This window comes from Bifidobacterium catulorum, from assembly GCF_003129925.1.
GTDB classification, from domain to species: Bacteria; Actinomycetota; Actinomycetes; order Actinomycetales; family Bifidobacteriaceae; genus Galliscardovia; species Galliscardovia catulorum.
This window is the reverse complement of record NZ_QFFN01000008.1, coordinates 42,380-66,950: the sequence shown is the minus strand read 5'-3', so window position 1 is coordinate 66,950 and position 24,571 is coordinate 42,380. Positions and strand designations below refer to the sequence as shown.

Here is a 24,571-nt window from a genome sequence, read left to right as displayed (position 1 = left end):
GCCGTCGGGTATAACGTCGGTGGCATGAGCAACGCACCACATAGTCATGACCATGCGCCGTCCGATATGAACGATCCTCGGCATTCGCGCCGCCTGTTCACCACGTTGGGGCTGACGGGCACGGTGTTCGTGGCCGAGGTCGTCGGCGCATTACTGACCGGAAGCCTGGCGCTGCTGGTGGACGCCGGCCATATGCTCACCGACATCTCGGTGCTGACGGCGTCGGCCGTGACCGCGGTTCTGATCCGTCGCCGGCCGAACGCCGAACGCACATGGGGCTGGGCGAGACTGGAGATCATCACGGCGGCCGGAGGCGCCATCGCGCTGATGCTTGTGGGTCTCTATGCCCTGTTCGAGGCGTGCAAGCGCCTGTTCACCGGCGGCGAGGCCATGCAGGAGCCGAAGCTGCTGCTGTTCTTCGGCATACTCGGTCTGGCGGCGAATCTCGGATCGCTCGTCATCCTCATGGCCGACCGTTCGGCGAATATGAACATGCGGGCGGCGTTCCTCGAAGTGGCCAACGATGCGCTCGGCTCCGTCGCCGTGGTGGTCTCCGCCGTATTGGTGATGACCACCGGATGGACGAACTTCGACTCCGTGGCCGGTCTCATCATCGCCGTGCTGATGATTCCCCGCGCCGGCAAGCTCCTGCATTCAAGCATGCGCGTGCTGCTTGAGGAGACGCCGGAGGGGCTGGACCTCACCGAGGTGCGCGAGCATCTGGAGAACGTGACGCATGTGATCAGCGTGCACGACCTGCACGCCAACATGGTGGCCACGGGCCTGCCCACGCTCAGTGCCCACGTGGTCGTGGACGCCGATACCGTGCACGACTACGAAGGCATCCTCACCGCATTGCAGACCTGCGTGCGCGACCATTTTCCCGTCTCGGTGGAGCATTCCACGTTCCAGATCGAGCCGGAGGGCTACACGAACATCCGCGACGGCGTGTTCCACAAATAAGGGCATCCGGCATCTCTCCGACCCCAAGAGGGGTGGAATCCGCCGTCATAGCAGACTCCACCCCTCAGTCGGCTCCGCCGACGGCTCCTCTCCATGAGGGGAGTCATAGGCGTCGCACCTTTTCGGAACCGCTCCGCCCGAAAGCTACGCCTGGAAGAAGTCGGGGCGCAGGGGGTCTCCGGGCTCGGTGTCGAGCGTGCCTTCGGCGTGGAGGAACTCACGCCAGAAGTCGAGGCTCTGACCGTACGGGCGCGAGTCGGCGCCATGCGCCTGCAGAGCGGCCTTCGCCTCACGTACGTCAAGGTTCGTCAGGCCGTCGAAATACGACAGCAGCCCCTCGAACTCGCTCCTTGTATAGAACAGGTTCGACACGATCTCGGTAAGCCGCTGCGCACGGGCGATCGGCAGCGAATCCCACGACCGAAGCTCGACGAAGTTCTTAAGCCGCACGTCGTTGAAATGCGTGGAGATGATGTGGTTGATCTCCGCCTGGTTAAGCTCGCGGTCGGGGTAGATCGTCGCGGCGTCGTCATACGGGGCGGAGAACACCGGCCTGTCGCCCGTGTATTCCGGCGTATGCGAAAGATCGGCGATGAACACCGGCGTCGTCAGCACATCGACCGCGTAATGCTCCCAATCGTAGTTGTCGTCGTACAGACCCCAAAGCTGGCCGGTGCGCTGCGGGTCGATCCAATCCCACATCTCCTGGCGCAGCAGCGGATACGGATTGGTCTCCTTCTCGAAATTCGGCGTGTTACGGAAGAACCATGCCAGAATCGGACCGATGGCGGTGCCGATGCGCAGCTTGTCGATGGCGTCGTGCTCGCTGAAGTAGTCGATGCTCACCTGTGTGGATGCGGAGGCACGCATCATGCAGAATCCGAATCGCGCGATGCGGCCGAAATATTTCTGCATCGCATAGTAGCGATGCTTCGGGATGATCTCGATCTCCTTGTACGACGTGTCCGGCTGATATCCGAAGTTCACAAGACGGATGCCGAACTTGTCGAGAATCGGATCGAGGTCGTGACGGAATTCGGCATACAGGGTGTCGAGGTCGTCGGCGTGCTTCAGAACGCCGAGCGAGCATTCGATCTGTCCGCCGGGTTCGAGCGAGACGGCGATGCCGGGCTTGCCGAGACCAAGCAGATGGCCATCCTCGTAATACTCGCGGGCGGGGTCATAGTATTGCGTCAGCGCCTGCAGGACGTTGCGGATGCCGCGCGGTTCGGCGTAAGTGACCGCTTTGCCGGTGTCCTTGCGGATCGGCAGGTGCTCGATCTCCACGCCGAAACCATAATGATCCGGCTGCTTGACGCCGGATTCGAAGAATTTGACCAGGCTTGCCACATGCTTGGGATTGGCCGTGGTGCTCTGATGGGCGAAATCAAAGGCTCGTATCGTCATGGTGTAGAGCGTACTGCAAATCATTCGCCGACGTGTGAATACGCCTATACGAATAATCGATAGGAGGCTCATCCGAGAACCGGGCGTGCTGGGAATCGGCGCGGAGATGCGATGTGCGACGGTTTTCTCGTACGCGTGCGTTATAACCAGCGCGAGGGCCGCCTTTGCGATGGGTTTTGCATACGCATGCGTTATAACCGATGCTGGGGACGCTTCCGTGATGGTTTTCTCGCATCCACGAGTTATAACCAGCGTTAGGCCGCCTCACACGTCGGCTTTTCCGTACGCGTGCGTTATAACCAGCGCGAGGGCCGCCTCTGCGAAGGGTGCGATGGGTTTTGCATATGCATGCGTTATAACCAGCTACCAGCACAGGACCACGATGGGGAAGGAGGAAGCCGTCACGGCCTCTGACGGGCCGACGAGCCGCGGGACATGCGCCCTACAGCGTCTCGACCCGGTATTCCCCGGTCCGATTGGACGCGATGATCATGTGGTTGTTCGGCAGTGTCCTCCAGCCGTCGCGTTCGCGCTGCTCGAAGCCGGAACTGGCCGCCACCACTCCCCCGCCGGCAAGATCACGATAACGGATGCGGCGGTAGTCGGCGGCGTGCTCGGCCTGCCCATAGCGGGCGTACAGCTCCTCGATCTCCTTCTCGGGTTTGAGACTGCCGACCGCGTGCACGCAGATGTACGTGTCGCCCGTCTGGATCATGCAGTTGTACGACGAGCGCGGGCACAGTCCCCGCAGGTCGGCGATGGCCTCGCGCACGGCGTCATGGAGTTCAAGACCCTTGTGATAATACGACAGCACCAACGCGAAATACACGGCGGAATCGCTTTTGCCGCCCGTGCGCAGCATGTCGAGTTCGGAGACCGGCTTGCTTGGCGCCCGGACGATGTTGCGCTGATTGAGGTCGCTGATGTCGCCGTTGTGGATGAATGAGACGCCGTCGGCGAAGAACGGCTGCTGGTTCTCCATGATGAGCGGCAGGTTCGACGACGCCAGACGAAGATGATACAGGCCGCCGCGGGCGCCCTGGCATTCGATGGAACGGAACACCGGGTCGGCGTAGGCCGACGACGTGGATTTGTAGATGCTCACGTTGGCGGACGGCGTGGGCGCTCCCCCGTCGTAGATGCCGGCCGGCTCGGGCGGGTCGGTGACGAGGGCGGCGCCCCACCCGTCGTTGTGGATTATCGCCATCTGTTGGAACGTTTCGAGCTGCGAGGACGTCAAGACGTCGTCGAGGCTCTGATTGTCACCCGAGGTCGCATATCCCAACAGTCTGCACATAATCATCTACGATACAGGCTGAACGCCGCAAATCGCCAACGCCCGTTATAGCCGTTGTCTATACCCGATGTCTATACCCATCATTCGATGGCATCGATGGAGGCCGGAGCCCGACGCGCGACCTTGGGTTTGGCCGACGTCGCCGACCTGGGTTTTTCCCCGGTCGTTGCTGCCGCGGCGGATCCGTCGTCCTTGGATGACCGGGACTTGACCTTCGGGGCCGCGGTCGTGGGCTCGGCGTCGTCGGAGATCTCGGAATCGACGGATTTCCCGCGGTATTCATCGCTTTCCCTTGCGGAGATCTCGGCGGCGCGGGCGTTTTCCATCTCCTCTCGCTGCTCGGCGCGGATCTGCTGCAAGGTGACGGGCCGCTTCGGCTTACGCAGCGCCACACGCTTGAGTCCCGGCACCTTGTGCGTGGAGACGAACAGGGGCTGGATCTCGACGACGGGATTATACGCCGTGAGTCCGAACCACTTGACCGGGTTGCCGGCCACATGGCGGATCGCGTACTTCACCCGCAGCGACGTGGCGCCGCGCGACGTGATCTTCGATTCCGGCATCAGCGCCTTATGCACGAGCACGTACTGGATCGTGCCGATCTCGGGGTCGGCGTCGACCTTCGGGTACATCGACCGCTGGCGCGGCAGCGTGCCGTCCTTGATGAGGTCGTGCATGATCTGGTGCAGATACGTGGCCACGTTCTGCGAGACCTTGAAGCCGAGGCGTATGCGCACGCGGAACAGGAAGCTGGTGCCGAAGTTCTCCACGGAGTACTCGCGCGTGAACGGGTCGTCGGTCACCTGCACCGACACCGCCCACCATGCGCGGGCGCGTTTCGGATGGTTGGCGAAGATGGAGTAGAAGATGTCCGTGTCGAGGCGACGCAGTTCGTTGTCGGACGTCAGATAGACGAGGTTGTCGGCGTAATAGGGGATCTTGAAGTCGCGGTGCAGCGCGTCAAGCGCGGGCAGGAACTCCTTCGGCCACATGTGGCGGCGCTGCGACCGTTCGACCTTCGTGCCCTGGTCCCACGTATACATGACGCCGAGGATGAGCAGGGTGAGCAGCATGGTGAACCAGCCGCCGTGCAGGAACTTCGACATAGACGCCAGGAAGAACAGGATCTGGATGGCGAGGAACACGATGGCGAACACGATGGCGAACACGCGGCGCTTCCACGCGCACCAGATGTAGGCGGCCAGCAGGATCGTGGTGGTGATCATCGTGATGGTGAGCGCGAGACCGTATGCGGCGGTGATACGTTCCGAATCACGGAAGATGGCGAGCACCGAAAGCGTGGCCACGCACAGCACCAGATTCACCGTGGGGATGTACAGCTGGCCGCGGGTGCGGGCCGGATAGCGCACCTGAAGATGCGGCATCCAGTTGAGGCTGGTGGCTTCGGAGATCATGGTGAACGCGCCGGTGATGAGCGCCTGCGAGGCGATGACGCCGGCCGCCACCGACAGCACGACCGCCACGGATCGCAGGCTCGGGGTCATCATCTGGAAGAACGGGTTGAGGCTTTTTACGTCGTAGAGTTCCGTGTTCGACTGGTTGCGCAGCATCCACGCGCCCTGCCCGAAGTAGTTGAACACGAGGGCGACCTTGATGAACGGCCACGTGGCGTAGATGTTGCCGCGGCCGACGTGGCCCATGTCGGAATACAGGGCCTCGGCGCCGGTGGTGGCGAGGAACACGGTGCCCATGATGGCGAGACCGGCCTTGTTGGCCGGGTCGAACAGCAGGAACTCGATGCCGTACCACGGGTTGAGCGCCTCGAAGATGCTCCAGTCCGCGCCGATGTTGACGATGCCGACGACGGCGAGGAACGAGAACCAGATCATGACGACGATGCCGAACACCTTGCCGATGCGCTCGGTGCCGCGCGACTGGATGCAGAACAGCACGACGATGATGACCACGGTGATCATCAGGGTGAGGTTCTCGTTGCCGTCGAACACGGGGGCGATCTGCGGGATGGTCTTCAGACCCTCGACGGCGGACGATATGGACACGGCAGGCGTAAGGACCGAATCGGCGAGGAACGCCGCGCCACCGATCATGGCTGGAATGGCCAGCCACTTGCCGAAGCGGCGCACCATGGAGAACAGGGCGAAGATGCCACCCTCGCCCTTGTTGTCGATGCGCATGGCGATGAACACGTATTTGACGGTGGTGATCAGCGTGATCGACCAGAACAGCAGCGACAGCATGCCGAGCACGGACTGCCGGTCGGCGTACTGGATGCCGCCCTGCCCGGCGAGGAACGACTGCGCCATGTACAGCGGCGATGTGCCGATGTCGCCGTATACGACACCCAACGCGACGATGCACATGCCCAGCTGGATGCGGTTCGGCCCGCTCTGCACGCCGCGCCACCAACGCCCAAGCGGGGTCTTCGGGACCTTCGCGGCCTTCTTCTCGGCCTTGCTCGCCTCGCGTCTGGCCCGCTCGGCCTCCTCCCTCTCCTCGGGAGTCACGATGTGCCGTGATATCTTCGGCGGTTTGACAATCCCCTTGGGGAGCAGCGACCCGGTGTCCTCGGCCGTCATCGACGCCTTACTTCGCGCCTTCGTCCTGCCCGCCTTCGCCGTACCGGTTTTTTTGGTCTTGGGCGTGGCGGTCTTGGCCGGGGAGGATTTGGCTTCCTCCGTCACTTGGAACCTCCAACACTTTCAGTATCAGGAATTCACATCATCCTTACGTTTTCTCAACGCCAATTCACGCTACCACCGCCGTAAGGAATTAGTAAATCCAGACGGCAACAAAAAGTGACAATCATCCTAAATCGTTGCAAACATTGGGAATCGTCCGTTTTTTCCTAACGTTTTCCTAACGCCTTAGCGGCCGTACACACGCTAGATGCCATACACGCGACGGGCGTTCTCGCGAACGACGGCGGCCATCTCGTCGACGGGGATGTCGAGCACGTCGGCCATGGCGACGAGCGTGTAGGGAATCATGTACGGCGCGTTCGTGCGTCCGCGATACGGCATGGCGGTGAGATACGGCGCGTCGGTCTCCACGAGGATGTGGTCGCGAGGGGTCAGCGCGAGCGCGGCGCGGATGCCGTCGTTGCCCTTATAGCTCACGGTGCCGGAGAAGCTGAGATACCAGCCCTGCTCGCGGGCGATTTCGCCCATCGCGGCGTCGCCGGAGAACGAATGGAACACGGTGCGGTCGGGCGCGCCGTCCCTGAGGAGGATGTCGATGCAGTCGGCGTGGGCGTCGCGGTCGTGGATCTGCATGGGCAGGTTCAGTTCCTTGGCGAGCGCGATGTGGGCGCGGAACGCCTCGCGCTGGAAATCGCGGGCGGCGTCGCCGGTGCGGAAGAAGTCGAGGCCCGTCTCGCCGATGCCGACAACGATGTCCGGATGCGCCACGGCGAGGCGGCGGACTTCGGCGAGCGCGTCGTCGAAGCCGATGTCGTGCCAGGGCTGGTATTTGAGTTCGAGGCCGTCGGGCCCCTTGGCGCCGCGGTGGCCGTGGAGCACGGATTCGTTGGGGTGGATGGCTATGGCGGCGTGGACGCGGCCGGGGAATTGCCGGGCGAGGTCGATGGCGTCCTGGAGATGCGGGTATTCGCAGCCGACGTCGATGATCTGGGTGACGCCCACGGAGGCGGCCATGTCGAGCAGTTCGGCCTCGGTGTAGACGGGCACGGGCGGCTGGCCCTTCGCCGCGGCCTCGTGGCTCATCGCCCTGGAGAACGGGACGACGGATTTGACGTGCGTATGGTTGTCGATGGTCCATTCGGAGAGTGGTTCCGGGGCGGGCGCCCAGCTGCGGTTGCGATGGTGTTTTGACATGACTCCAGTATGGCGCATGTGCGGCGTCGCGCGGGTTGGGTTGCGTGTCCTATGGGACGGGTTGCGCGCCACGTGAGGCCGGGTGTGCGTATGCGGGCCGGTTGTGAGTGGGCCGGGTGCGCCAGCGGGCCGGGAAATGAGAAACCCGGTGGGGGTTGGCCACCGGGTCATCAGAGAAAGGAAGAGAGAAGAAGGGTTAAGTTATATTCCGCTTACCGGATGATGCGAACTCGCCGCACCGCCCGTGGGACTGTCAGTGTTCACTGCTTGCTGACGATTTATATATAACCACCCGTTTCTGGGTACAACGATGCGAAAACCTTGGAGTTTTCTGGGAATCTGGAAACGTGGTGCATATCGCATGGAGAGGGTCGCGAACCACGATCCACGGGGGACGAAGAAAAGAAGAAGCCCGGCGGGAGAGAAGCCGCCGGGCTACTAGAGAGAGAAGAGAGAAGAAGGGTTAAGTTATCAGATTCCCGAGGAATCTCATCCGCGGTGCTGTCCGCTGACATTTCCTATATAAACACCGGTTCCTTGGCAAAACGATGCAAAAACCTTGGAGTTTTCTGGGAATGCCCGATCCGAATCGGCGGGTGCCGTCTCGGCGACGCGGCCCCGCATGGCAATGCCCCGGCGATACGGGACGTCGGCGATACGGGACGTCGATCACGGAACCGGCGATTCGCAGCGTCTTTCGGACGTTTCGCCATTGTTGAGCGTCATTGTTGAACGTCATTGCGGAACGTCGTCGCACAACAGCGGTTTGGCGCTGCGAATCGCGAATCACGGATACCGGGGGTTCCAAGCCCTTGATCACTCGGCGAGCTTGGCCTTTTCGGCGGCGAGGCGTTCGGCCTCCTTGGCGCGGCGGGCGTCGAGCTCGGCCTGGAAGCGGTCGAGCTCCTCCTGCACGGCCTCCTTCGGGATCTTCGCGAAGATCGGCTTCGGCTTCGGCACCTCGGCGCCGACCTCGATGGGTTCGCTGGCCCACGGATGCACGTTCACACCGAGCGTGTAGTCGCCGGTGATGATCGGGTATTCGAAGCCGGGCCTGTCGAGGTCCTCGACCTCCTCGATGTGCGGCAGCGGGGAGAACGTGCCCTTGCCGCCGAGCGCCTCCCACACCTTCTGCGCGGAGTGGGGCAGGAACGGCGCGAGCAGGTGGTTGGCGTCGGACACGGCCTGCGCGGCCACGTGGAGCACGGTGCCGAGACGGGCGTCGTCGTCCTTGATCTTCCACGGTTCGATGGCGGAGATGTACTTGTTGATCTCGCCGACGATGCGCATGGCCTCCGCGAGGGCGGCCTTCTGATGATGCTTCTCGATGAGGTTGCCGACGGTGTCGAACGCGGCCTTGGATTCGTCGAGCAGGGCGCGGTCCTGGTCGGTGATCCTGGACTCGTCGATGGCGGGAATGGCACCGAAGTTCTTGGCGATGAGGTTGGCCACGCGGTTGACGAGGTTGCCCCATGCCGCGGCGAGCTCCTCGTTGTTGTGGCGCACGAATTCGGCCCACGTGAAGTCGGAGTCGGAGGATTCGGGGCCGGCCACGGAGATGTAATAGCGCACGGCGTCCACGGGATAGCGGGCGAGGATGTCCTTCACGTAGATGACGATGCCGCGCGAGGAGCTGAACTTGCGGCCCTCCATGGTCATGAACTGGGATGCGACGACCTGCTCGGGCAGGTTGAGCGGGCCGAGCGGGCCGGTCTCGCCGCCCTTGGAGCCCTGACCGTTGTAGGCGAGCATCTCAGAGGGCCAGATCTGGGAGTGGAAGGTGATGTTGTCCTTGCCCATGAAGTAGTAGCCGGGGGTGGCCGGGTCGTTCCACCAGGCGCGCCATGCTTCGGGATCGCCCTTGCGGCGGGCCCATTCGATGGATGCCGACAGGTAGCCGATCACGGCGTCGAACCATACGTACAGCTTCTTGTTCGGATTGTCGATCCAGCCGGGCACCGGCACGGGGATGCCCCAGTCGATGTCTCGCGTGATGGCGCGCGGCTTGACCTCCTTGAACAGGCCGATGGAGAACTTGATGGCGTCGGTGCGCCAGCCCTCACGGGTCTTGAGCCATGCGAGGTTGGCTTCGGCGAGCGCCGGCAGGTCGAGGAAGTAGTGTTCGGTCTCCTCGAAGCGCGGGGTCTCGCCGTTGATCTTGGAGACGGGGTTGATGAGGTCGATGGGGTCGAGCTCGTTGCCGCAGGCGTCGCACTGGTCGCCGCGGGCGCCTTCGGTGTGGCAGATCGGGCATTCGCCTTCGATGTAGCGGTCGGGCAGGGTGCGGCCGGTGGACGGGCTGATGGCCACCTGCTGGGTGCCCTTGTAGATGTAGCCGTTCTCCAGACACTGCTTGAACAGCTCCTGCACCACGTGCTCGTGGTTGCCGGTGGTGGTGCGGGTGAACAGGTCGTAGCTCAGGCCGAGGTCGCACAGGTCCTTGGCGATGACGCGGTTGTAGCGGTTGGCGAGCTCCTGGGCGGTGACGCCCTCCTTCTCGGCCTCGACCAGGATCGGGGTGCCGTGCTCGTCGGTTCCGGAGACCATGAGCACGTCATTGCCCTTCATGCGCTCGTATCGCGCGTAGACGTCGGAGGGGACGCCGAAACCGGCGACGTGGCCGATGTGGCGGGGGCCGTTCGCATACGGCCAGGCAACGTTAACAAGAATATGACTCATAAGTCCTGATTATCCGTACCGGCATTGACACGGTGCGGACGGGCTGGCGACGGGACCGGAGGGCGTCGGACGGAATGGGGACGGCCACGAACCGGTCCCGATGATGTGGAGAAGACGGCCGGTTATCCACATTTCCCCGAACGGACGGGCGGTTTATCCACATATCCACATTTTCGCCGGCCGGACGGCGGGCACCGCGCCGATTACGGTACCGTCAAGGCATGGATACGCAGACCATCGCCGCAACGGCGACCACCCCACCCACACGTCCGATGACGGACGGGGCCAAGACGACGGGCACGACCGGAACGGCAGGCGCGGAGCCGACGTGCGCGAATACGGGGAGCGGCGGACCCGCCAATCGCGCCAAGTCGAAGTCGCCCAGATCGCCGTTGATCAACGTCGATGACGTCCCAGGCGGCATCGGCATGTCCAGACTGCTGGGCGAGGACGTGCTGGTCGGTCTGGACGACGAATGCGGGTACGTGAACGACCATGCCGACACGCTGTATGGACGAGGGGCGATCGTCAACCGCATGGTGCCGTTCGGATCGATCGCCGCGGGACCGCTGGCGGCATGGGTATGGGTCGGCGGGGATTTTCCCTACCGTCTCGACCTGATATCGAATTCGCGGTACCGGACGCTGGCCCATGGCCGCCAGATAACGGTGTACAACCGCAAGACGCCGCCCGACCATGTGATGAGGCTGGGACAGCTGCGCATCACCTCGCCGCTTCGCACGATATGCGACATCGCGTGCATGGACGAGGGCGGCAAGATCCTCGCCGGGGCCGAATCGCTGCTGCCGCTGCTGATGGAGCGGTACGAGGTGAGGGCGGAGGCCTGTCTGCAGACGCTGTGGGAGAATCCGCGGTGGCCGAACCACAGCGACGGCGTCCGGACCCTGATGCGGCTGAGACGGCGGAAGCCATGAGACCCGGGGCCTGCACGGCCCGCGGCCCACGACGCGGGGTTCCGGGCGCATCCACGACCGAACGGCTGCACGGCACGGTGGCGCGCGACGCCGAGGACCGCGGCCTCGCCGACCCCTCCGATGAGGGTGCACGAGCCGTGCGAGACGCGGGGAAAGGAGACGATGCCCGCGGAATCCACGACGCCAGAATACACGACGCCAGAATACAGGACGTCACACAGCTGCCCGCCCCCTGGACCCGGGCCATGAGGCAACGGCAGCGAGAGAGGCGACAGGAGCGCACTCCCCCGGCGCCGAAGCGGATGAAAACCATGCGGGGCCTCATGGCCAGGGCCGCCGAGCGACCGAGGACGCGCGGGCTGCAGCCGCCGGAGCCACCGCTGCTGCTGACCGCGCAGGTGGCCAGCGACCCGGACACCGACGAGGACGTGCTGTGGCACATCGCCGAACACGCGCCGGAGCTGCGCCGATGGCTGATAGCGAACACCGCGGCGTCGGCCGAGCTGCTGGAATACGTCTCGCAGGTGGGCGGTCCGGGCGTGACACGTGGATTCGAGGTGCTGTTCGAATCGCTTGAGGAATGACCGAGGCGGCTCCGCGGACGCGGGCCGGGCGCCGCCGCTACTGCTTGATCTCCAGCACAGCGGAATAGACCTGCTTGCGGTTGGCGAGGGAACCGTCCGGGAGCGGATGCTCCTCGATCACCTCGGCGATGGCGTCCTTGATGCGCAGCCCGTCCTCAAGGGCCCGGTCGATGGAGAGCACGGCAAGCTCCCCTACGCTGAGCGTGGCCGCCGAGTTCTCACGCGCCTCGTCCTCGGAGGCGCCGGCGATGACCAATACGATCTCGCCGCGCGGCGGATCCGCGGCCACTCCGTCGAGGATCTCGGCGATGGTGCCGCGACGGACCTCCTCGTAGTCCTTGGTCAGCTCGCGGGCCAGCGCCATCCGCCGGTCGGGCCCGAAGGCCGACAGCAGGTCGTCCATGGAGTCGGCGATGCGGTGGGGCGTCTCGTAGAACACGATGGTGCGCCGTTCGGACTGCAGCGAGCGCAGCCGTTGCACCCGTTCGGAATGCTTGCGCGGCAGGAAGCCCTCGTAGCAGAAACGGTCGGTGGGCAGACCGGAGAGCGCGAGCGCGTCGAGGACGGCGGAGGGGCCGGGGGCGCAGGTGACGGGGAGGCCGCGTTCGATGGCACGACGCACGATGGACAGGCCCGGGTCGTTGATGGTGGGCATGCCGGCGTCGGAGACCACGAGCACGCAGGCGCCGGTCTCGACCTCGTCGAGCAGGCCGTCGGCCTTCGCCCGTTCGTTGTGGTCGTGGAAGGCGACCACGCGGCCGTTCACGTGGACGCCGAGCCGCCGCGCGAGGTCGTACAGCCGTCGCGTATCCTCCGCGGCGACGATGTCGGCGCGCTCCATCAATGCCATGAGACGGGCGGACGCATCCGCGACGTTGCCGATCGGGGTGGCGGCGAGCACGACCGTGCCATGCGGGACGTCCTCCGCCCGGGAGACGCCGCGGGGAATCGTCCCGATTGCGGGGGCGGAGGCGGACGCGCCGTCCTCGATGCCGGATGCGATGGTCGTGGGGGTCGGCTGCGAGCCGCCGTGTTTTGCCGAATGCATACATCCAGTATCCACGATGCGCATACGAGACGTCGTATTTTCAGGGGATGTCCCACGGTCCGGACCGTCCGCGGCCGTCTTCCACCAAGAATTCACCCGGAATATGAATTGCCGTTGAATTTTGGCGGGTTACTGCCCGTTTACGGACGTGCGGCTAATACAGTTGTAGGTATGGCCCAAATATTCAATGCACCCTCAAAGGCGATCCTGAAGAGTCAGATCGCGGAGCATATCGCTGAGACGCCCAAGCAGAGCCGCCTCAACCCCAACGCTCCCCACTACGAGCCGCTGCCGACCGACCGGTTCTTCGATCGCGAGCTCAGCTGGCTGAAATTCAACAAGCGCGTGCTTGAGCTGGCGCAGGACGAATCCCTGCCCGTTCTCGAACGAGCGAACTTCGAGGCGATCTTCGCCTCCAACCTCGACGAGTTCTTCATGGTCCGCGTCGCCGGCCTGAAGCGCCGCATCGACACCGGCCTGGCCGTCACCGCCGCCAGCGGTCTGAGCCCGCGCCAGCAGCTGCGCGCCATCACCGAGCAGGCCCACCGCCTGCAGGACGAGCATGCACGCTACGCCATCGAGCACATCCTGCCCGACCTCGCCAAGGAGAACATCGTCCTGCTCAAGTGGAGCCAGCTGACGATCTCCGAGCAGGAGCGCCTGAGCAAGTTCTTCCGCCGCCAGGTCTTCCCCGTGCTCACCCCGCTGGCCGTGGACCCGGCCCACCCGTTCCCCTACATCTCCGGCAACTCGCTGAACCTCGCCGTGATCGTGGAGAACCCGAACTCCGGCAAGTCGCACTTCGCCCGCGTGAAGATCCCCGACAACCTGCCCCGTCTCGTCGCCGTCGACGACCTGACCGAGGACGAGAGCAACAACGTGCGCTACGGCTTCGTCACGATGGAGAACCTGCTCATCGCCCACCTGGAATCCCTGTTCCCAGGCATGATCATCAAGGAGGCCCGCTCCTTCCGCGTCACCCGCAACGAGGACATCGACGTCGAAGAGGACGATGCCGAGAACCTGCTCAACGCCATGGAGAAGGAGCTGCTGCGCCGCCGCTTCGGACCGCCGATCCGCCTGGAGATCTCCGACGCCACCAGCCCGTTCCTCTCGCACCTGCTCGCCGACCAGCTCGGCGTGAGCGACGACGAGGTCTACCGTCTGCCCGCCCCGCTCGACCTGACGGTGCTCTTCGAGCTCGGCGCCATCGACCGCGCCGACCTGAAGTTCCCGAAGTTCATCCCGACGACCAACCGCCAGATCGCCGAGGTCGAGTCCAGCCGTGCACAGGACATCTTCGCCGCCATCCGCGAGCGCGACGTGTTGCTGCACCACCCCTACGACTCGTTCTCCACCTCGTTCCAGGCGTTCCTCGCGCAGGCCGCCGCCGACCCGAAGGTGCTGGCCATCAAGCAGACGCTGTACCGCACCAGCTCCAACTCGCCGATCATCGACGCGCTCATCGACGCCGCGCACGCCGGCAAGCAGGTGCTGGCCCTGGTGGAGATCAAGGCCCGCTTCGACGAGGACGCCAACATCGCCTGGGCCCGCAAGCTCGAACGCGCGGGCGTGCACGTGGTGTACGGCATCGTGGGCCTCAAGACCCACTGCAAGCTGTGCCTCGTCGTGCGTCAGGAGGCCGACGGCCTCAAGCGCTACTGCCACGTGGGCACCGGCAACTACAACCCGAAGACCGCGCGCCTGTACACCGATCTCGGCCTGCTCACCTGCGACCCGGTCGTCGGCCAGGACCTGACCCGCCTGTTCAACCAGCTTTCGGGCTACGCGCCGAAGTCCAGCTTCCACCGTCTGCTCGTGGCGCCGCGCACCATCCGCACCGGTCTCATCGAGCGCATCCAGCGCGAGGAGGCCGCGGCACGCGCCGGCAAGGAGGCCTGGATCAAGATCAAGGTCAACTCCATCGTCGACGAGAAGACCATCGACGCCCTGTACCGCGCATCGCAGGCCGGCGTGAAGGTCGACATCGTCGAGCGCGGCATCTGCGCGCTGAAGCCCGGCGTGCCCGGCATGAGCGAGAACATCCGCGTGCATTCCGTGCTCGGCCGCTTCCTGGAGCACAGCCGCATCTACGCGTTCGCCAACTCCGCGGGCCCGCAGATCGGCGAGGGCCCCGCATCCGGCCCCGAGGTGTGGATCGGTTCCGCCGACCTCATGCACCGCAACCTCGACCGTCGAGTCGAGGCGCTGGTGCGCATCACCGCGCCGGAGCAGATCGAGGAGCTCATCAAGTACGTGGACTTCCAGATGGCCGACACCACCAGCTCGTGGCACATGCAGCCGGATGGCACCTACATCCGTCACTCCCGTGACGCCGAAGGCAGGCCGCTGGTCGACAGCCAGGAGGCGCTGATCAGGAAGCACACGCGTCGTCCGCGCGGCAACTGATCGTCGCACCATCCGATGACTGCACCATCCGATGACAGTACTGTCCGATAATCGCACCATCCGATCATCGGATAGTGCATGATCATCGATGACTCGCCGTTGCGGCATTGTTCAGCCAATGCCGCAACGGCGATTTTCATATGCAATCGTAATGTTTCCGCCCAACGCCGGGTATGCCATCGAAACCGGCCTCGGGGGAATCGCCATCACGCCGTGGTTTTTGCAATTACGATAGGAAATGGCTTTCACGTCATCCGCAACGAATCACAAGGACGGATTGCGGACGGCATGGGGCGCATTATCAATCGACAAAAGGACAGACCATGAGCACAGTCGTCGAGGCAGCCGGCGGCATAGTGTACCGCTGGCGCGACGGCATCGAAATCCTCGCAGGAGGTCAGGATTATCCCAATCTGGCATTGGAGAATCTTGAGCTTTGCGTGGTGCATCGGCCGCAATACAACGATTGGAGCTGGCCCAAGGGCAAGCTTGAGAACAACGAGTCGCATCGTCATGCGGCGGTTCGGGAGATCGGCGAGGAAACGGGCCTACCCATCGCGATCAGCGCATATCTGGGAGACATCGAATACCCGCTCGAAGACGAGGGCCGCTCGAAGGTGCACCGGATCGACCCCCGCAAACCACGCAAACACGTGCAGTACTGGATCGCCTCGATCATCGACTCCGAGGTGGCGATGAACCGACGTTACGCGTTCGGACCCATCAACACCGACCCGAACGAGGTGGACAACGTCGAATGGATGTCGCCCGCCGACGCCCGGCACAAGCTCACCCATCCGCTCGACCGCGGCATCCTCGACGAATTCGTACGCAAGGTGCGCGAAGGCATCCTGCGGTCCAGGATGTTCCTGCTCATCCGCCACGGCAAGGCGGAAAGCCGCAAGGTCTGGGGCGGCACCGACGCCGACCGTCCGTTGACGCCGCTCGGGTCGGCCGCGGCGTTCGGTCTCACGCGCGAGATCGCCTGCTTCGGCATCAACCGGCTGGTCACGTCGCCCTGGCGGCGCTGCATCGGCACCATCCAGACGTTCGCCTGGCAGACCGGACTGCCGGTGAACCTCGCCGAGGATCTGACCGAGGACGCGTTCGCCGACCACCCCGATTCGGCGTGGGAATGCATCCACCATGAGATGGAGCTGACGCTGCGCACCGGCAAGACGACCGCCGTATGCATGCACCGTCCCGTCATCGGCGGCGTGTTCAACCATCTGCGGAAGATCTGCGTGCGCAAGTCGCTGGCCAAGCGGCTTCCCGCGAAATCGCCGTATATGGTGACTGGACATGCGGTAGTTTTTAATATCATTGACACGGACGATGGTCCGCAGATCATCGATATCCAGAAGGTAAGTCCCATTGTCTACTAGCTCCTCACCATTCGGTTCCTCATCCGTCCGCGCCGCCGGCTCCGGCTTCGCCTCGTCCGGACGGTTCACCCGTCCGGCGCAGCTCGACCAGGCGCTCATCGACCATATCGCCGGCGGCGCGGACCCGCAGCGGCTCAGCGAGGTGAGCCACACCACGGCGGCGTCGCTGCTCGACCGCGTGCACCACACGCAGGATCCGCAGGTCGTAGGCCGGGTGCTCACCCTCGTGGAACGCGAGGGCGTGGACCTGGTGGCCGAACTGTGGAGCGACGCCGATCCGGAATCCCTGCCGGGCGTGCTGTGGCGGCTGTACATGCTGCGCACGTGGATGCATCGCAACCAGGAATCCATCTCCCGTCTGTGGCGGGTCGGCGAACCGGTGGCCGGGGCGTCGTCGGCCATCGCCGGCGTCGATCAGGCCCCGACCGCCGACGACATCGCGCGTACGGCCGACTCCATTCTTTCCGGCGCGTTCGTCGGCGACTTCGCCGTCGCATTGGAACGTGCGAGCGCCTTCTGCTCGGTGATTTCGGCGGGACTCGTCGCGGAGGCGAGGCGGCGCCGGGAACGGGCCGCGGAAGTCGGGGAACCCACGCTGGCGGGGACAAGCCGTCATTTCGTCAGGACGGCGAAATCACTGCACGGCACGTCGGTGGATTTCCGCAAAGGTGCCACGCTGTGGCGGGAGGGCCGACTGGAATAGACTCCGCGAATCGGGGGTCCGGGGATTCCGGCGCGGGAATCGTGCATGACTTCGGAGCAGACGCCGACGACGGGCATAGGCGACACGACGCGGACCGCCACGGACACCCCGGACACCCCGAACACCCGCGTTTTGGAGATGCGGCCGCGATGCCGTACACTGGGAGCCGCGTCGGGCCGTGCATTGCCCCGGGCTCCATTTTTTGCCGCTGCGAGCGGCCCTTGCGCCGACAGGCGCATTCACGGTTCGGCGCCTTCCCCTTCTTCGTTGCGGATTCTTTCATCATGACGTTGCCGCAGACGCGCTTTCGAAAAACCTTCGTTTCGAGCTTGCATCATTCGCCGTAAACGATGTATTATGAGATTTTGTTGCCCCTCTAGCTCAATTGGTTAGAGCAGCGTCCTTTTAAGTCGTGGGTTGTGGGTTCGAGTCCCACGGGGGGCACCAGCGTTAAGAGTCGGCTGACTGCAAGCCGGCTCTTTGCATATGCGGATCTTGCATATGCGGGCTTTTTGTGATCCTCCCCTCAGTCGGCTACGCCGACAGCTCCCCTCGACGAGGGGAGCCTATTGGATGACCGGTTCGGCAACCGGCCGGTCCCCTCAACGGGGAGCCTGTTAGGTGGGCGTCCCAACACAACCGGCGGCTCCTTTCAACGAGGGGAGCCTGTTGGGTGGGCGGTTCGGCAACGCCGACAGCTCTCCACACATGGAAACCGGACCTCCGATTATCGAATCTGAATCACTTCAGTCCAACAATCGATGTGCGGTCAAATGAGGGGGGGGCTGGTGGATGGACGCCTTACTCGCCTTTGGGGTCGAGACGATATCCCATGCCGGGTTCGGTCTTGAGATACCGCGGATGGGCCGGGTCGGGCTCGATCTTCTTGCGCAACTGAGAAATGTAGAGCCGCAGGTAGCCGGAGTCGCGCACATGCTGCGGCCCCCAGATCTCGGTGAGCAGATCCTGCCGGGTCATGAGCTTGCCGGCGTTGCGCACCAGCGCCTCGAACAGCTTCCACTCGGTCGGTGTGAGCCGCACGCGCACCTGACGGCCCTTACGCCCGCGGAACACGGCATGGGCAGCCAGGTCCACGGTCACGTCGCCGATCGTCATGACCGGCGGCTCGCTGTCCTGCGGCACGCGCCGCAGCAATGCGCGAATGCGCGCAAGCAGCTCGTCAATCGGCACGGGCTTGGTCACGTAATCGTCGGCGCCGGCGTCCAGCACCGCCACCTTCTCCCGTTCGTCGGTGCGTCCCGACACCACGAGGATCGGCGCATCGGTCCATCCCCGCAGTCCCTGGATCACGCCCATGCCGTCCATGCGCGGCATGCCGAGGTCGACCATGAACAGGTCGGGATGCTCGCGCACCGCCACCGTGATGCATTCGACGCCGTCCTTCGCCGTCACGATGTCGTATCCCTGCGAATGCAGGGTGATCTTCAAGGCCTTCAAAAACTGGGGATCGTCGTCCGCAATCAGTATTTTCATTGGCTCTCCCCTTTCATTGGTTTCAATGTATTCTCGTCGGATGAACGCGCGGCGGAGACGTCGCCGTCGGCATCGTCGCCGGCGTCCCGTCCGGTGTCGTCGCCTTGGCCGTCGGCCGCGGCGTCACCGACGTTGTCCTTATCGTCGTCGTCATCCTTGCCGCCGCGGTTGATGGTGTAGTTGATGAACCGGTCGAGGCCACGTTCCTCGGACGGCCCTTCGCCGGGCAGCGGCAGGATGACGTCGGATACCGCGCCCGATACGTTCAGCGTGTCCTGTTCGAGGATCTCGGCGGGATTGGGCCTTTCGGACTTCGGAATCGGCTGGCCGGCCGTGAGCGCCGGGTCGGCGACGCGCAGCGCGATGACGATGGTCAGGCCGCCGCCGGGCGTGTCCTCCGCGGATATCGTGCCGCCCATCGATTCGACGAAGCCCTTCGACAACGCCATGCCCAGTCCGAGGCCGGTCGTGTTGTCGGTGTCGCCGAGGCGATGGAACGGCGCGAATATCTCGCCTTTGCGATCGTCGGGAACGCCGGGGCCCTGATCGACGATACGGATCTCGACGATGCCGTTGAACGTCGAGGCGGCGATGCGGACGCGTTTGTCGTCGGGCGTGAACCGCATGGCGTTGACCACGACGTTCGACAGCGCGCGCTGCAGCAGCGCCGGATCGGCGACCACCAGCGGCAGGCCGGGGGCGATGTCGAGGTCGACCTTCCACGGGCCGATGTCGAGTTCGTCGAACAGCGGCACGATGGCGCCGACCACATCGGAGGCGACCAGTGCGAGCGGCAACGCGCCCTCGCGGATGCGGGAGACGTCCAGCAGGTCGGTGACGAGCTTGGTCAGCTGCTTCAGTCCGTTGGCGGCGACGGCCAGCAGTTCGCGCCGGTCCTTGTCGCTGGCCGCGGCACCCATGCGCTGCAGTCCGGAGACGGCGGTGGTGGCGGAGGCGAGCGGACGGCGCAGGTCGTGGCTGACCGCGTTGAGGAGCGCCGTTCGCACCTTCTCGGCCGCGGCGAGCGGTTCGACCTCGCTGGCCTTGCGCATCAGATCGTTGTGTTCGAGCACGGTCTGGATCTGCGAGAGGATGGCCATGAGCATACGCTGGTCCGACGCCTCCAGCGTACGTCCGTAGAGTTCCAGCGACGGACCGTGGTCGTTCAACGATATCGAATCGTGTTCGACGTCGGCGATGTCGCCGCCGGCGGCCACGTTGAGCGACGGATTGCCCATCGGCGAGGACGGGTCGGCGTCGGAGATGACGACACGCCCGCCTTGGACGACGCGGACGCATTCGAAGCCGAACGCCTCCCGGGTACGGTGCACGATGGCGCGTAGCGGATTGTTGCTGCGCAGCACGGAGCCGGCCACGCTGGCCAGCATCTCCGATTCGGCGCGGGCGCGCTGCGCCTGGCGGGCACGCGCGTCCGCACGGTCCACCACGGCGCCGACGATCACGCCCACGACCACATACAGGATGATCGTCACGACGTCGGACGCATGGATCACATGGAATGTGCCGACGGGCGGCGTATACAGGAAGTCGAGGGCGAGTCCGCTGAGCACGGCGGCCACGGCCGCCGGCACCATGCCGCCGATGACGGCGGACAGCACCACGATGAGCTGGAGCAGCAGCGCGTCGCGCTGGCCGAAGTTCGGCGTGCTGAAGCGGAACAGCAGCCAGCTGAGCGTGAGCACGGCGACCAGCGAGAACACCAGTCCGACGATCTTGCGACTCACCGCCATCGATTCGCGGTAGCTGGGCAGATGGAAGCCGTGCTGCACGAATTCGTGGGTGACGATGTGCACGTCGATGTCGCCCGACTTGTCGATGATGCCGGACGTGGCGGAGGGGCGGCCCAGCCACCGCGAGAGGAATCCGCGCCGCGAGACGCCCACGATGACCTGTGTGGCGTTGTTGGCGCGCGCGAAATCAAGCAGGGCGTCGGGGATGTCCTCGCCGATGATCTGATGATAGGTGCCGCCGAGTTTTTCGACGAGGCTGCGTTGGCGTGCGAGCAACGTGGGGTTCGAGCCGGCGAGGCCGTCCTCGGCGGTCACGTGCACGGCGATGAGGTCGCCGCCGCCCGAGGCACGGGCCACGCGGGCGCCGCGTCTGAGCAGCTGGTCGCCCTCGGGCCCGCCGGAAAGCGCCACGACCACGCGTTCGCGCGTCTCCCATTTCGCGCGGATGTTGTGCTCCTCGCGATACTCCTTGAGGGCCTCGTCCACGCGTCCGGCCAGCCACAGCAGGGCGAGCTCGCGCAACGCGGTGAGGTTGCCCACGCGGAAGTAGTTGCTCAGCGCCGCATCCACGCGGTCGGACTTGTAGACGAGTCCCGCGGAGAGACGCTCGCGCAGCATGGCGGGCGGCAGGTCGACGAGCTCGACCTGGGTGGCCGAACGCAGGACCTTGTCGGGCACGGTCTCCTTCTGCGTGCTGCCGGTGATCTCCCGCACCACGTCGTTGAGTGATTCGATGTGCTGGACGTTGATGGTGGTGATGACGTCGATGCCTGCTGCAAGCAGGTCCTCCACATCCTGCCAGCGCTTCTCGTGCACGGAGCCTGGGATGTTGGTGTGCGCCAACTCGTCCACAAGCGCGACGTCGGGATGACGTTCGATGACCTTGAACAGGTCCATATCATCCATCCACATGCCACGGTAGCGCGCACGACGGCGTGGCACGATCTCCAGGCCACGGGCCGCGTTTTCTGTGGCCTTACGGCCATGCGCCTCGATGAGCGCGATGACGACGTCCTTGCCGGACGCCTTGAGCCTGTGCCCTTCCTTGAGCATGGCGCATGTCTTGCCGACGCCGGGCGCGGCGCCGAGCAGCACACGGAACGACCCTCGTGCCTTGGCCATGTGGTCCCCTCTCGCTTCATTGGCGGCGCCGCCGTCACATCGGTGACGAAGGCCCCGCATTCAAGGATAGTTCGTAAACACGTCGAGTCGAAGGCCCATCCCATGGGGACGGATCCTTCGACTCGAACGTCGGACTATCGCGGATTACTGGAGGTTGTCAAGGGCGAGGTTGAGCTGCACCACGTTGACGACGGGCTCGCCGACGAAGCCGAGTCCACGGCCGGTGGTGTACTTCTTGACCTGCTGCTCGACCTGTTCCTCGGTCAGGCCGCGCTCCTTGGCGACGCGACGCACCTGAATGGCCGCGTACTCGGGGCTGATGTTCGGATCAAGGCCCGAGGACGACGACGTGGTCGCGTCGGCCGGGACCTGCTTGACGCTAACGCCCTCGCGCTTGGCGATCTCGGAACGCAGTTCCGTCACGCTCTTGATGAGGTCCTCATCCTGATGGCCCTTGTTGGTGCCGGAGGAGGCGTTCGCCGCATAGTTCACGTTGTCGGTCTGGTCCTCCGGCAGGTTGGGGTCGGAGGCGGCGGACGGACGGGACTGGAAGTACTGCGGCAGGGCGTTGCCGTCCTTGTCGACGAACGACTGGCCGATCAGCGACGAGCCGACCACCTGGCCGGAAGCGTTGGTGACCATGGAGCCGTTGGCCTTGTCGGGCATGCCGAGCTGTCCGATGCCCGTCATCAGGAACGTGTAGACGATGACGATGACGGTGAAGACCAGCACGGCCTTGAGGCCAGCCCAGTAGCTGCGCATGTTCAATGCCATGGCGTTTTTCATAAGCTACACACTTTCTCTCAGAAGCCCGGAATCAGCCTGACGAACAGGTCGATGATCCAGATGCCGATGAACGGTGCGATGATGCCGCCAAGGCCGTAGACCGAAAGGTTCCTTCCCAGGATCTTCTCGGACGCCTCGGCACGGTACTTGACGCCCTTGAGCGCCAGCGGGATCAGCAGCACGATGATGATCGCGTTGAAGATGATGGCGGACAGCACGGCGGACAGCGACGAATGCAGGCCCATGATGTTGAGCACGCCGAGGCCGGGGAACTTCTCCATGAACATGGCCGGGATGATGGCGAAGTACTTCGCCACGTCGTTGGCGATGGAGAAGGTGGTCAGCGCGCCGCGCGTGATGAGCAGCTGCTTGCCGATCTGCACGATGTCGATGAGCTTGGTCGGGTCGGAGTCGAGGTCGACCATGTTGCCGGCCTCCTTCGCGGCGGAGGTGCCGGAGTTCATGGCCACGCCGACATCGGACTGGGCCAGTGCCGGGGCGTCGTTCGTGCCGTCGCCGGTCATGGCCACGAGCTGGCCCTTGGCCTGCTCCTTCTTGATGTAGGCGAGCTTGTCCTCGGGCTTGGCCTCGGCGATGAAGTCGTCGACGCCGGCCTCCTTGGCGATGGCCGCGGCGGTCAGCGGGTTGTCGCCCGTGACCATGACGGTGCGGATGCCCATCTTGCGCATGTCTTCGAAGCGTTCGCGCAGGCCCTTCTTGACGACGTCCTTGAGCTGGACGACGCCAAGGACCTTGATGGACTTGTCGGCGTTCTGTTTGACGACGACCAGCGGGGTGCCGCCGGCGTTGGACACGGCCTTGACACGGTCGTGCATCGCGTCGATGACCTCCTGGCCGACGTTCGCGCCCTCCGTCTCGATCCAGTGCTCGACGGCCGAGGTGGCGCCCTTACGGATGCGTTCGCCGTTCGGCAGGTCCAGACCGGACATGCGGGTCTCGGCGGTGAACGCCACGGGGACGGCACCGGCGATCTCGTCGTATTCCTTGCCCTCCTTGCGGGCGAGATCCACGATGGACTGGCCCTCCGGGGTGGAGTCGGCCAGCGAGCTCAGCGCGGCGGCCTCGACGATCTCGTCGTGGTCCACGCCGGGCAGGGCGTGGAAGTTGGACGCCTGGCGGTTGCCGTACGTGATGGTGCCGGTCTTGTCGAGCAGCAGGGTCGTCACGTCGCCGGCGGCCTCGATGGCGCGGCCGGAGGTGGCGAGCACGTTGCGCTGGACCAGACGGTCCATGCCGGCGATGCCGATGGCGCTCAGCAGGGCGCCGATGGTGGTCGGGATGAGGCAGACCAGCAGGGCGACGAGCACGGTGAGGCTCACGTTGGCGTCCACGGAGGAGGCCTGCGGGTTGATGCACAGCACGACCACCAGGAAGATGATGGTCAGCGAGCTCAGCAGCACGTCGAGGGCGATCTCGTTCGGGGTCTTCTGGCGGTTGGCGCCTTCGACCAGGGCGATCATCTTGTCGACGAAGCTTTCGCCCGGCTTCTGCGTGATGCGCACGACGATGCGGTCGGAGAGCACGCGGGTGCCGCCGGTGACGGCGGAACGGTCGCCGCCGGACTCGCGGATGACGGGGGCGGACTCGCCGGTGATGGCGGACTCGTCGACGGACGCGATGCCGGAGATGATGTCGCCGTCGCCCGGGATCAGTTCGCCTTCGGAGACGACGACCACATCGCCGAGCTTCAGGTCGGAGCTCGGGACCTCCATGATGGAGGTCGGGCCGTGGCCGGTCTCGGGGCCACGCACGTCGGGATCGTTCTCCTCGTCATAGCCGACGACGAGCTGCGCCGGCGTGGTGGTGCGCGTCTTGCGCAGGGCGTCGGCCTGGGCCTTGCCGCGGCCCTCGGCCACGGCCTCGGCGAGGTTGGCGAACAGCACGGTGAACCACAGCACGATGGCCACGATCCACGTGAAGTACACGGGTTCGCCGTTGGCGAGCGAACCGTCGGCGATCTGGAAGATGCCGAGCAGCGTGAGGAACGCGGCGCCCACCCACACGATGAACATGACGGGGTTGTGCCACATGTTGCGCGGATCGAACTTCTTCAGTGCGTCCGGCAGGCTCTTGATGAGCATCTCGCCAAGCGACTTGTTGTTGGATTTCTTGACGTCGGCCGCGAGATCGTTCGCGTTGTTCGCGACGTCATTCACAGTTGCGGTAGACATA

16 protein-coding genes and 1 tRNA gene are annotated in these 24,571 nt (G+C 64.6%); 7 read left to right on the top strand and 10 right to left on the bottom strand.

The annotated features are described in order from the left end of the window. The first annotated feature begins 24 nt into the window (after positions 1-24). Positions 25-963, top strand: a complete 939-nt coding sequence (locus DF200_RS04595) for a cation diffusion facilitator family transporter (protein WP_109137106.1) — start codon at positions 25-27, stop codon at positions 961-963. 144 nt (positions 964-1,107) lie between these two features. Here DF200_RS04595 and DF200_RS04590 read toward each other — a convergent pair whose 3' ends face one another. The 5 genes from DF200_RS04590 to metG all read right to left on the bottom strand — a co-directional run bounded on the left by DF200_RS04590 (position 1,108) and on the right by metG (position 10,161). Next, a complete protein-coding gene (locus DF200_RS04590; RefSeq protein WP_109137105.1) occupies positions 1,108-2,370 on the bottom strand; it encodes a glutamate-cysteine ligase family protein in 1,263 nt (420 codons plus the stop codon). Between the two features lie 442 nt (positions 2,371-2,812). After that, complete coding sequence (locus DF200_RS04585; RefSeq protein ID WP_109137104.1) at positions 2,813-3,667, bottom strand: class II glutamine amidotransferase; 855 nt, start codon at positions 3,665-3,667, stop codon at positions 2,813-2,815. Between the two features lie 80 nt (positions 3,668-3,747). After that, a complete protein-coding gene (locus tag DF200_RS04580) occupies positions 3,748-6,225 on the bottom strand; it encodes a KUP/HAK/KT family potassium transporter (RefSeq protein WP_109137128.1) in 2,478 nt (825 codons plus the stop codon). A gap of 306 nt (positions 6,226-6,531) precedes the next feature. Continuing rightward, positions 6,532-7,482 carry a TatD family hydrolase gene (locus DF200_RS04575; RefSeq protein WP_109137103.1) on the bottom strand — a complete coding sequence of 317 codons (951 nt, stop codon included), beginning with the start codon at positions 7,480-7,482 and terminating at the stop codon, positions 6,532-6,534. Between the two features lie 816 nt (positions 7,483-8,298). Continuing rightward, on the bottom strand, positions 8,299-10,161 hold the full coding sequence (metG, locus tag DF200_RS04570; protein ID WP_109137102.1) for a methionine--tRNA ligase: 1,863 nt from the start codon (positions 10,159-10,161) through the stop codon (positions 8,299-8,301). A 221-nt stretch (positions 10,162-10,382) separates the two neighbouring features. Here metG and DF200_RS04565 point away from each other — a divergent pair, with 221 nt between their 5' ends. Continuing rightward, positions 10,383-11,096 carry a hypothetical protein gene (locus DF200_RS04565; RefSeq protein WP_146192015.1) on the top strand — a complete coding sequence of 238 codons (714 nt, stop codon included), beginning with the start codon at positions 10,383-10,385 and terminating at the stop codon, positions 11,094-11,096. Next, entirely contained in the window at positions 11,093-11,680 is a 588-nt protein-coding gene (locus DF200_RS11345; RefSeq protein ID WP_241520122.1) for a variant leucine-rich repeat-containing protein, read from the top strand. Before DF200_RS04565 ends, DF200_RS11345 begins: the two co-directional genes overlap by 4 nt. 37 nt (positions 11,681-11,717) lie before the next feature. On the opposite strand, the gene rsmI is transcribed toward DF200_RS11345, so the two are convergent. Continuing rightward, positions 11,718-12,728, bottom strand: coding sequence for a 16S rRNA (cytidine(1402)-2'-O)-methyltransferase (gene rsmI / locus DF200_RS04555; protein ID WP_109137100.1), 1,011 nt, complete (start codon positions 12,726-12,728; stop codon positions 11,718-11,720). 171 nt (positions 12,729-12,899) lie between these two features. On the opposite strand from rsmI, the gene DF200_RS04550 reads away from it, so the two are divergent. From DF200_RS04550 to DF200_RS04535, 4 genes are all read left to right on the top strand, one after another. After that, a complete protein-coding gene (locus DF200_RS04550; RefSeq protein WP_109137099.1) occupies positions 12,900-15,137 on the top strand; it encodes an RNA degradosome polyphosphate kinase in 2,238 nt (745 codons plus the stop codon). A gap of 323 nt (positions 15,138-15,460) precedes the next feature. After that, positions 15,461-16,522, top strand: a complete 1,062-nt coding sequence (locus DF200_RS04545; RefSeq protein WP_109137098.1) for an NUDIX hydrolase — start codon at positions 15,461-15,463, stop codon at positions 16,520-16,522. Beyond that, complete coding sequence (locus DF200_RS04540) at positions 16,512-17,225, top strand: thymidine phosphorylase (RefSeq protein ID WP_109137097.1); 714 nt, start codon at positions 16,512-16,514, stop codon at positions 17,223-17,225. The genes DF200_RS04545 and DF200_RS04540 overlap by 11 nt, the downstream gene beginning before the upstream one ends. A 370-nt stretch (positions 17,226-17,595) precedes the next feature. Continuing rightward, a tRNA-Lys gene (locus DF200_RS04535) sits at positions 17,596-17,672 on the top strand. 354 nt (positions 17,673-18,026) lie between these two features. Here the strand turns inward: DF200_RS04535 and DF200_RS04530 are convergent. From DF200_RS04530 to kdpB, 4 genes are all read right to left on the bottom strand, one after another. Beyond that, on the bottom strand, positions 18,027-18,719 hold the full coding sequence (locus DF200_RS04530) for a response regulator (protein ID WP_109137096.1): 693 nt from the start codon (positions 18,717-18,719) through the stop codon (positions 18,027-18,029). Beyond that, positions 18,716-21,592, bottom strand: a complete 2,877-nt coding sequence (locus DF200_RS04525) for a sensor histidine kinase (RefSeq protein ID WP_109137095.1) — start codon at positions 21,590-21,592, stop codon at positions 18,716-18,718. Before DF200_RS04525 ends, DF200_RS04530 begins: the two co-directional genes overlap by 4 nt. 144 nt (positions 21,593-21,736) lie before the next feature. After that, positions 21,737-22,366 (bottom strand): K(+)-transporting ATPase subunit C, encoded by a 630-nt coding sequence (gene kdpC / locus DF200_RS04520; RefSeq protein ID WP_241520121.1) that lies wholly within the window; start codon positions 22,364-22,366, stop codon positions 21,737-21,739. Positions 22,367-22,395: 29 nt separating this feature from the next. Then, complete coding sequence (gene kdpB / locus DF200_RS04515; RefSeq protein WP_109137093.1) at positions 22,396-24,570, bottom strand: potassium-transporting ATPase subunit KdpB; 2,175 nt, start codon at positions 24,568-24,570, stop codon at positions 22,396-22,398. Position 24,571 lies beyond the last annotated feature (1 nt).